The 10,481-nt window shown below is 39.0% G+C and carries 7 protein-coding genes; 2 read left to right on the top strand and 5 right to left on the bottom strand.

All coding sequences use genetic code 11. The annotated features are described in order from the left end of the window. The first annotated feature begins 291 nt into the window (after positions 1-291). Positions 292-756, top strand: a complete 465-nt coding sequence (locus tag O9324_RS23210; protein ID WP_002760422.1) for a helix-turn-helix domain-containing protein — start codon at positions 292-294, stop codon at positions 754-756. 467 nt (positions 757-1,223) lie between these two features. Here O9324_RS23210 and O9324_RS23205 read toward each other — a convergent pair whose 3' ends face one another. The 5 genes from O9324_RS23205 to O9324_RS23185 all read right to left on the bottom strand — a co-directional run bounded on the left by O9324_RS23205 (position 1,224) and on the right by O9324_RS23185 (position 9,301). Next, on the bottom strand, positions 1,224-2,885 hold the full coding sequence (locus tag O9324_RS23205; protein WP_288141434.1) for a GUN4 domain-containing protein: 1,662 nt from the start codon (positions 2,883-2,885) through the stop codon (positions 1,224-1,226). Positions 2,886-2,996: 111 nt separating this feature from the next. Continuing rightward, the gene (locus O9324_RS23200) at positions 2,997-3,503 is read right to left on the bottom strand and encodes a hypothetical protein (RefSeq protein WP_002765055.1); all 507 of its coding nucleotides are present in this window, start codon (positions 3,501-3,503) and stop codon (positions 2,997-2,999) included. A 51-nt stretch (positions 3,504-3,554) separates the two neighbouring features. Next, positions 3,555-5,567 carry a phospholipase effector Tle1 domain-containing protein gene (locus tag O9324_RS23195; protein ID WP_288141433.1) on the bottom strand — a complete coding sequence of 671 codons (2,013 nt, stop codon included), beginning with the start codon at positions 5,565-5,567 and terminating at the stop codon, positions 3,555-3,557. Between the two features lie 428 nt (positions 5,568-5,995). Beyond that, complete coding sequence (locus O9324_RS23190) at positions 5,996-7,165, bottom strand: DUF6014 family protein (RefSeq protein ID WP_288141432.1); 1,170 nt, start codon at positions 7,163-7,165, stop codon at positions 5,996-5,998. A gap of 60 nt (positions 7,166-7,225) precedes the next feature. After that, entirely contained in the window at positions 7,226-9,301 is a 2,076-nt protein-coding gene (locus O9324_RS23185; RefSeq protein WP_288141431.1) for an ABC transporter ATP-binding protein/permease, read from the bottom strand. An 833-nt stretch (positions 9,302-10,134) separates the two neighbouring features. Between O9324_RS23185 and O9324_RS23180 the strand changes: the two genes are divergently transcribed. Further along, positions 10,135-10,481: TubC N-terminal docking domain-related protein (locus tag O9324_RS23180; protein WP_288141430.1), on the top strand; the 347-nt coding region annotated here is incomplete at its 3' end.

The following is a 10,481-nucleotide window of genomic DNA, read 5'->3' as shown; positions in this document are numbered from 1 at the left end:
GCCAAGCTTTTCTGGTCGGAACCCCCTAAGCCGAGTTTTCAAGGTGCTGCGCCGTCCACTTGGTTTTCGAGACTGGCCTTTTAATTCTAACGTAAAGCCAACCTAGAACGGCGGGGTTTCAGACCCAAAATTTCCGATGAGAGCGATAGGAACTAAGCCAATCGGCTTCGCTGAGATTAGCGTTTCCAAAACTAATCTCGCAGATTTTGCGCTTTTGACGCTTCCTTTGGCAGACTTAGCGTTTGCTCTTAAATCCTGTTATAATAGAGTAAATAAAAACAATGAGATAAAATGCCCAAGAAAGCTTACTTAGCCGAACATCTAAGTTCAGAGGAACTGAAAGATAGATACAGAAGCAGTCAAGACTCAGTAGAAACAAGAAGATGGCACTTATTGTGGAAAATATCGTTAGGATGGACAATCAAAAATGCTGCAGTAGCTGTAGGATTAGATTATCAATATAGTTTTAGAATTCTCAAAAGATATAATGAATTAGGAGAGGAAGGAGTTAAAAATCTCAAGAAAAAAAGTGTGGAACATCGGAGAGGAAAAGAACCTTTATTGAAGGAAGAACAATTGCAAAAATTAAAAGAAGAACTGAAAAAACGTCCTGCCGATGGAGGAATCTGGACAGGTCCGAAGGTGGCTAGATGGATAGAAAAGGAAACGGGACGAGAAAAAGTTTGGAATCAAAGGGGATGGGATTACTTAAAAAAAGTGCAGATATTCTTGTCAAAAACCGAGACCAAAACATAAAAAGTGAGACCCAGTTAAACCAGAAAAATTTAAGCAGAATTTACCAGTAAAAGTCCAATAATTAAGAGATAAATTTCCCAATTCTCAGATAGAACTCAAAAACTTTAAGTTGCCGAGGGAATCATGCTCGATTTTCTACTTTCTCTCCCTGCTCCCTGTTACTTAACGAGTAATTTAGATAGGGGTTGCTGAATAAATCTAAAAACCTTGTTGGGTAAGACTTTTAGACTTTTGGGAAATCAAAAAGTGCCAGCCATTGGAGGGATCGGGGGGAAAATCCCTGGACTTTTTCCCTGAAAATTAGCTAATTTACCAGATGAAAATGGGTAAAACCTTACACCCTACCTGCCCCCCGACCCCCCCGATGTCGGGGGGGCAGGGGGGGTGGGGGTTGAGGGGGCCACACCCTACCCCCACGAGAAACTTTTTCAGCAGACCCTAGATAGTCAACAGCTTAGATAATCGCTTTAAAAGTCAGACAGAGGAATAATTCCACAGGCTTGAATTTTGCTGAAAACGAGGTGAAGTTGCCACAATAACCAATTGCCAACTCTCCAGAAAGCCACGGAGTTTTGATTGTCAGAAGCTTCCGGAGATGGGTAACAAAGATTTTCTTCAAAAATCAACCAATGAACGGGTAAATGACCGAGGGGAGAATTCGGCTCTAATTCAAAGTTTAGTTGCTCATAATTGAGCCATTGACCTTCCTTCCGCCAACCTAGGCGATCGCCAAGTTTTTTTTGGGTTTCATAATCCACTAAACCACCGAGACTAGAGAAAATGGCTTGCTGAATACTAAACCCGAAATGACCATGACTATAATGGAGCCAAAGTTGATCAATTTTTTTGAGTTCTGAACAAGGTAATTGAGCAATATCTTGAGGATAAACCTCATTCCAGTAGGTCCTACCCAAAATTTTTAATAGTAGTTTGGTTGTTTGGCGATCAGCCGCTTGCCACTGTTGCTTTCTTAGCAAATCTTGTAATTGATTATAATCAAGATCGGCCGATTCTTGAGTTAAGATATTTGGGGAAGTCGGGGGATTTTTAGAACTAGAAGATTTGTCAAGATTGTTTTGAGGGAATTGAGAGACAACTATTGCCAGGGGAGTTTTGGGGATACTGTCTTTTTGACAAGCCTCTTGTTCTGCTAAATGATCAGATAATTTATTGATGGTTTTTTCTAGGGAAATAAATTGTTCTGACCATTCACTTTCATTGAATAAGTAATCATTAAATTGATCAGAGGAAAAAGCCTCTTTTAACCTGGCTTCTTTCTCGTAACCAGTCGCTAGAAAATTTAGCAAAAACTCAGAATTCATTGCGGAATCTGACGTTTCTAAGAGATCAGGCTGAGGTTGAAAAATATTATCTACCAAATACTTAATTTCTCCAACTGTTGCATAAAATTCTTCATCCACCTTAATGACTTCTTCTATTAATAATTGAAAAGGAGCAAAATAGTCCTGTAAGTAGTTTTCAAAATTAATCGCATTTTGGGCAAGATCCGCAATTTCTTGGCGAACTCGTTGAGATTTGAGTTGATAATGATTTAATTCCTCATAAATTTTGAGTTCTTGAATAATTGCTTGCACAATTTTTTTCTGCTTTTGAGTATCCTCGGCTAATTTCTGAACTCCTTCCCCTAGTAATTTAGTTTTTCTCAACATCAAAAAAGATGTTTTTCCCAGTAGCAAAATTGCCCGAAAATTTTCCTGTTTTTCTAGCTTGAGTTGATTGAGAATATTTTGATTATTATTATTTTTAATCTCTAACTTTATTCTCTCGTAGTCTAAGATTTTTAATTCTTGATATTTTTGGGAAAATAAAATTTTAAGATTGTCACTGAGTTGGAGTAAAAAACGATAATATCCGTCTTGATAGATTTCTAGTCCATTAATTAATAAATTATAGTCTTTAATTAATAACTGAGTCTCAATCAAGATTTCTTGTTGAGTAATTTTTTCTTTTCGTTTAATAATCTTACCAAAATAGTAATGGTAGCGAACTCCTTCTTGAATTAATTTCCGACGTTCTTTGATGATTTTCTGAAAATTTTTTAAGTATCTATTTTTAAAAACAGGAAGTTGATAGCTTTGCTCATAAATGGCAATTTTTTTATAGGTCATCAGATGTGGAGAGTTCCTATTTAGCATAGCTATCTTAGACCAAAAAATTCCTCAGTACTTAGCAATAATCATCCGCTGCTCCCAGCTATTACAAGAGGGAGCAATACCTAATTAAACATTTTCAACTTCAACAACAACTGGTTCATTTTCAACAACTGGTTCCTTTTCAATAACTGGTTCATTTTCAACAACTGGTTCCTTTTCAACAACTGGTTCCTTTTCAATAACAACTGGTTCATTTTCAATAACAACTGTTTGAGGACTTTCAGGAGTTGGCTCAGTTACCGTTTCTTGCTGCTTTGCTGTCTGTTCTTGATAGTCAGTCAAGTATTTTTTAGTTTTTAATTTCAGGTCATCAGTCAGAGGTAAAGCATCAATTTCAGCCAAAAGTGTTTCTAGGGATTCTTTTTTACTTCGCTCAGTGTAAAAAGCATTCAGAACCGCTTCAATTCCGTACTGAGCGATCGCATCTCCTAAGACACTAACCAACCCCATCGCTCCGATACCCAGAAAAACTACAAAGGGTTGTCCGAGGGTAATAATTAGCACGATGACAGCAATAATAGCCGAAGCTAAATAAGTACCTGCCACTTTTTTGATAATGTTATCGAGTTCCATAAAAATCACCTCAAATTTCTAGCGAAGGATTAGTTTAATTCTAAAGCAAGGTTAATCTGTCTGTTGATCGCCGTCAAGTAAAGCTTGAAGAAAAGGTTCAAGACTTTTGGGACGATAATCGGAAAAAGCCTTTAATCGTTTTACCACACTGTGATGAACAGTGACAACTTTTGTATTGAAATATCGCCATTGCTCACCTCCCAAGGCCGACAATCCTTTAACCGTATTATCGAACTTGATGGTCGGGTCTAGTTTAATTGGGAATTCCTCAAATTCAGAGGTGGTTAAGTCAAACTCTAATCCCAATTTTTTGGCTTGATTAATCATCCATTGTAAGGGGTAGTCGGAAAGTCCTTGATATTCTTTTTTGCCACCACCTAGACAGGTATGTTCACCGACAAATAAAACTTCTTTGACAACTTGTTCAGGATTTTCGGGATTGGCTTTGATCGGAGTGGAAGGGAAGTTTTTCCGTTTTTCATCAATGGCAACCGCATGAAAAGCATTTTGGATAATCGGACTTAATTTTGTGTTACTAAATTCATATTTTTTATGATAAAACTTAGCTAGGGGAAACCAAGGGGTTAAATCAGGAATACCAAAATGACCAACTGTATCCCAACAACCTAACATCTTGACTGGAATACGATCTTGAAAATCTTCCTTTTCTGTCTCAATTTTTTTGGCATTAGCGGCACGAAATTGTTGAGCTTTGGCACTATCGGAACTAACGTTGTGGTCTCGATATAGTTGATAAGCTAGGGGAATTTCTTTAATCTTAGAGCGTTTTAGGATTCCACATTTATCGATAAAACTAGCCAAACAACGAACTATATATGCTCCGCGACTAAAACCTAACAAATAAACTTCATCCTCGCTTGTGGGATTATAGTTAAGGACAAGAAAACGATAGGCATCTTGGATCATTCGATCGAGTCCCCAGCCAAAAGTTTCATTCCCTAAACTTTTAATAAATTCGTTATCTTCTGCGCTGCCAGAACCTGACAAAAAGACAATTTGAGGGGTTTGATCCTCGGCAATATACTTAATAGATTCGGCGAATTTAACCACGTTGGTGGGGTAAGCACTGCCAGAGTTTTCCCAAGAACCATCACAACAAATAATTAACCGTTTTTTCTGGTTTGAATAAGTCAGTATATCTGGTTGAGAAATTGCCGTTTTAGTAATCTCCTCCATTTCATTGCTGGCAAGAGCAGCTTCTGCGGCAATTATAATTGATTCTGGATTCTCTTCCAGGGAAGGTTCTTGATGTTCGGCTGGAGCATCCTGTTCAACCACTTCTTCTTCTTCAAGGGAGTTAAAAATTTCGTTGACCATTGTTATCCTTTTCACATTCCTTCTAGCTTTACTGCTAGTCTGAACTTTTGATTTAGGGATCGAGGTCGGTTTAGAGGGAAGACTATCTAGTTGCCAGGTTGTCCCATAAAGAATACCATGATTGCTATAACTTGTTTGATCCTCGGCACTGCCATTGAGTGATAAATAAGTGACTAAGCCAAGGTTATCAACTAAGGGAGATTGATACATCGTTTTTTGGATTTCTTCTTGGCTACGCGCTTGATTCCAAACAGAAAGTTCTGCAAGACAACCTTGCCAATAATGGGAGAGATTAACAGAGGCTCCCAAGATGATTTTTTCAATCCCCGTTAAGGCACGGTTATGACCGTTGCCACGATGCCAAATGATCCCATTACGATAGATCAACATTCGGCCCGTGGTCGCATTTTTAACAAAGGCCCAATGAGTCCAATCACTATAATCTTTAAGCTTGACTTTTTTTTCAATTCGATCGAAACCTTCTTCATTTCCCGCATCCCAAAAAATCGCAGGTTTCACGGGATCGCCCCAAGGCAGGGTAATATGTAGAACGCGGTTATTTTCCCGATTAACAGCTTCTAAAAGAGTCGTTTCTGTGGATAAATTATTTTCCCCTTTTGCCCAAAATGTAATGGTAATACTCTGATCGATGTCAAGAAATCCGTGGGATAGATCAACATGATCATCGATGCCATTAAATTTTAGTACAGAGCGTTGTTCAGCCATTGGTTTTGTCACCGACCGGGGGAGAAAGAGGTAATCAGGGGTTCAGGGATTCTGACTAATAAGAGACTGATCTATTTGTCGTGATTTCCCAGAATGCTACCGCCTAGTTTAACACATTTTAGTTATCTAGCGATATATATATAAATAAATGTGTAAGTAGATGGGCGTAAAAAACTCTCAGATCCCCCCGCCTGTCGGCACCCCCCTTATTAAGGGGGGCAGGGGGGATCGAGTGCAAAACCTATCTTCTATTTAATTGCAAACAGCTACTTAGAAGTCAACGACTAATATTCCCGGGCCGGCACTTACTGTGGCCAGAAACTCAGAGGAGTTGACCCCAATCCCTATCGTCATCAATAGGCTTTGGTGGGATGCACATGGCTGATTGACATCCCTCCCCTGGCCGGTTATCAGCAAACCCTAGGTACTTATTGTAACTCTGACCAAATTCCGCGGCATCGCTCTACAATTAGTCCCTGAAAAATCAATTGGGTTGCGGGATGAATATCCACTTTATACAGAGCAAAAAGACCCGTTGGACTATTTAGATTCAACTCCCTTCGCGTTAGAGACAAAGCTTGTGTTCGGTGCATTTCTACCGCTTTTAGTAAGCCTGGATAACTGACATTACGCAGGGCCAATTGACCATTTTTTGTGAGATAAATAGCATCATTTTGCAAGAGATATTCCAAACTGATCAAACTAGCGTGGACATCCACATCTTTTTCTAAACCCCCTAAACGGTGAGCATCTAAACCAAAGCGAATGCAGAAATTAACAGCGACTAATTTTCCCGCTTCTTCGGCCGGTAAAGCACAATCGGCAAATTCAAAGCCTAAACTATCTGAGCGCCACTCCTCGACTCCAGCATAGGTATAGTTTTGAAACAGTTTATTTTTGAGTTTCAAGTCAAATCCTAACCCACTAGCATGACCCGCTTCATGGAATTGGGTATCGAGATGACGATAGCGTTCACCATTAATTTGATCCTCTAGGGGTTCTAATAGTAAATCGGCCGTTTCTGGCTCAAAAATTTTTCGGATACATTCGTAGCTAGAACCAGAAAAGCGTCGTTTTTGCTCACTGGCATTATTTAAAGCTGGTCCCTGAACACTATTGGGAAAAGTCCACCTATGGGGAACGATAAAAGCCTCCCCCTTTTCACCTTTAATCGTGCCACAACTAGCAATTTCAGTAAAGGATAAATTTCTGGGAATCGGTTGTCTTAGACTGCCAAATTTTTCACGAGTTAAGCTTTCTAGTTGTTCGATAGAAGGTTGACTATTTTGGTGAATTTTTCCGTAAATCGCACTCAAAGTGAGTTGTCTTTCTCCCTGACGATTGATGCGATAGGGAGCAATCATCAGAAAATAACCATTTTTACCGATAAAATTCAAATTAATGAAATCTTCTGATAAAATGCTCCAGTCGTTGGTTTCCAAAGCTGCTGCTGTTTTCCAGAGCCACTGAGCCGGAATTTCACAGCTATCTGCTTCCTGTTGACGCAGTTTTTTCGCCGCAATTGCAATTTTATTTTGCTCGATATCTTGGACGATTTCTTGGAAGAACTGTTGTTGATTGACCAGGGTTTGATTCATTTTTTTGGTAGCTAATTTATGTAATGGTTTAACGTTGTTTTTTGACCCGTTTCTCATCGGCTAAACTCTTAGCCATTTTAAGATTTTAGGGTCTTTGTCATAGCGATAGGTCAGTCCATCTTTACCCGTAATTGATTTTCCCTGACTGGCTTTGCTTCTAATGCTACTAAGGGAATAGTCGCTTAATTCCTTCATTTGTGCATGGGAAAGTCCTTCTAGGGGTTCTGTTAAGATTGTTGTCGTTGGCGATTCGGGGGGTGGTTCCCCGGCAGAGTTGATTTTAGGATTGACCTCGGTTTCCTGATTCGGTAAATCTTCGAGCCTAGCTTGAGAATTATCGACAGAAATATTAATAATTTCTTTTGCTTTTTGTCGGCGATATTCCTCCACTGTCAGCAGTTGCCAATGGGAATTACTAGAGAGTTCTAAAACCCATTGATGATAGTTAAAGAGACTTTCCCGATGTCCGACACTAATAAAAGTTGTGTGAGTTTTCTGCAATTGCCGATATAAATTTTCTTCATTGTTTAAGTCTAAAGCACTTGTGGCTTCATCGAGGATAGTAAAACTGGGACGGGTAATTAATACCCTGGCAAAAGCCAAACGTTGTTGTTCTCCTAGGGACAAAATGTTTTCCCAAGGCTCTTCTGTATCAAAGCTATTGACTCGATTTAGTAAGTTTTGGAGATTGACTTCTTGCAAAACTTCTCTCAATTTTATCTCATTGGTTTCTTGATTGCGATTGGGATAAAGTAACTGTTCTCGCAAGGTTCCTAATATTATATAGGGACGTTGGGGCAGAAACAATACTTCTTCTAGGGGAGGTCGCACTAATCGGCCGGTTCCGGCATTCCATAAACCGGCAATTGCTCGTAGCAAAGAACTTTTACCCCGACCACTCGGACCGACAATTAATAAACCTTGTCCAGGCTGAACAGAAAGGGAGAGGTTTTCGACAATTACCTGTTCATAATCGGGAGTTTGCAAGGTGACATCTTCAAAGGAAAATTGGGTTTCTTCGATAGTTGTAATCGTGCTTAAATTTTCTGGTTGTTTAATGACTTCTTCTAAGGCTTGGGAAAATTGCGATAGACGTTCAACATAACTGCTAAATTGTGCCGAAGTGCCAAATTCATTAATTAATTCCGCCAGTGCCGTAGCAAACAAATTAGCCGCTAAACAGGCTTGTCCGACCTGTCCGAAACTAATGCCCTCACTATTGATATACAAAGGACCCAAAATGACAAAAGTAAATACTTGTATTGCCGCCTGATAGCCTCGACGAAAAATTTCTGTGCCTCTCTCCCAATCAATTTTACGTTTAGCACTGCTTAAGAGTTTGTTAAATCTGCGCTGAATAATATTTAATTCCTGATTTTCTCCCTCAAAGAAAGCGATTGACTCCGCATGATTACGAATGTGGGTTAGAGCATAATTATAGTTAGCCTTAAGTTCTAATTCTTCTTGAGTAATTTTATTTAGAGCTTGGTTAAAATAGATAGCAATGACGTTACCGAGAATTGTCCAAACGACTAAAATAATGGCAACAGAGGAAGAAATTGACCAGAGAATCACTAAAAAAGTGATCATATCTAGGACATTTTCTAGGGAAACTGCAAAAAAGGAGAGAGCTTTACTGGTAATCGGCTCAATTTCTTGGGATAAACGCTGATCTGGGTTGTCGATATCGGATTTAAAATTAATTCTGTAATAGGCGCGATTATGCAAATATTTTGTGAGAATCCAGTCATTGAGCCAAGCATACCAATCTAGGGCGATTCTTTTTCTGAGAAATTTAAGCAAGCCAACTAAAATGGTGACAAAGAGCAGTCCAACCGCAAAAACTACCAAAGTTTTGACAAATTTATCAAAATCACTTTTTTCAAGGATGACATCAACTAAGTAATTACTAATAAAGCTATTGAAGGCATTTAATCCCACAACTCCTAGGATTGCCCCGATTAGTAGGATGAGCATTGCCCAAGCTTTCATCACATCGGAAAAAGCCCTTCCCCCCGATTCTGTAGGATACCAATAGGGAGCAGCGATCAGCTTGACACTGTGCCAAAATTTGCTGACATCGGAGATAATATTAGTCGTCGATCGATCTTGAGCTTGAGGGACTTTGGCGGACATATAGCATTTATATTTGAGTTGTGGACATTTTGCCAGAATGATTTTATATTTTGGTTGAATTGGCGAAGTTAATTATGAGGTTGTCTGTTGGGTTCTAGTTTCAGGAGAAACCCTCCCCTGTGTGGAAGGCAATTGGCGAAAATCTAAGGCTCCCCGACAATTTTAAGGTTATTGGGCTTGGGTTGTGCTAACATACTCCCGTGCTTCTTTAACCCTCGTTATCTTACTACAAGTGACCATTGTTTTGATAGCAAAAGCTAGTGATCGCTTCTCAGAATACCACATATTAGCGAATTTCGTTGACCATGACAAATTTTTTTTTCTGTGATAGGATTTCAGGATACAGGTTTCACAGCAATGAGGTGCGCCGATTATGTTCCTCGTTTCCTCAAAGCGATAACAGATTTTGCGGCATCATGGTGATAAAGTTATAGCAGCAGCCTCAGAAAATTATGAAGAAGGAGAATTATGAAAATAGCTTAACTAAAACTTAAGCTTTTCAGAGCCATTTTGGAAAAAATGTAAAAAATTGTATCCATCACTAAAATTTATCATCCAGAATGTGCTATGAATAGCTTCGGTTTAAAACAGTCTTTTTATGGAGTATGTAAGCGGTTGCTCCCATAGCAACTGATTTTAACAATAACCACCGACTCCCTACCATTGATAATTTTTGTTTGGTCTATATTGTTTAGTCTTTGAGGCTACTTAAATTTATGAAAAACGTTGATTATATCTCTAACAGTAGCTCAAGCTAGGGCTACTGAACCCAGCCAAACATCACCCCCATTCCAAAAATATCAGAATATTAATCAAGGAAAAGGATACTATTAATGAAAGTCGCAGAATTTTTATCTTACTTAAATAGTTTAGAAATCAAGCTTTGGCTTGAGGAAGAAAAGTTAAAATATCAAGCTCCCCAGGGAGCGATGACACCAGAAATTAAGCAAGAAATCAGGACAAGAAAACCAGAAATTCTCACTTTTTTAAGAAGCGCAACAACACCATCTAAACCCCTTGAATCGGTTATTAATACCGTTGCCAGAACTGAAGATTTACCCCTATCTTTTGCTCAACAGAGAATGTGGTTTCTCTATCAGATGGATCAGCAAAATTCGGCTTATAATGAAGCTCTAACCATCCGTTTAACGGGACGCTTAAACATTGATATTTTAGAGCA

This window comes from Microcystis sp. LE19-84.1B (assembly GCF_027531875.1).
In the GTDB taxonomy this organism is placed as follows: Bacteria; Cyanobacteriota; Cyanobacteriia; order Cyanobacteriales; family Microcystaceae; genus Microcystis; species Microcystis panniformis.
Note: the sequence above shows the minus strand (reverse complement) of the source record. Positions and strands in the feature narration are given on the sequence as shown.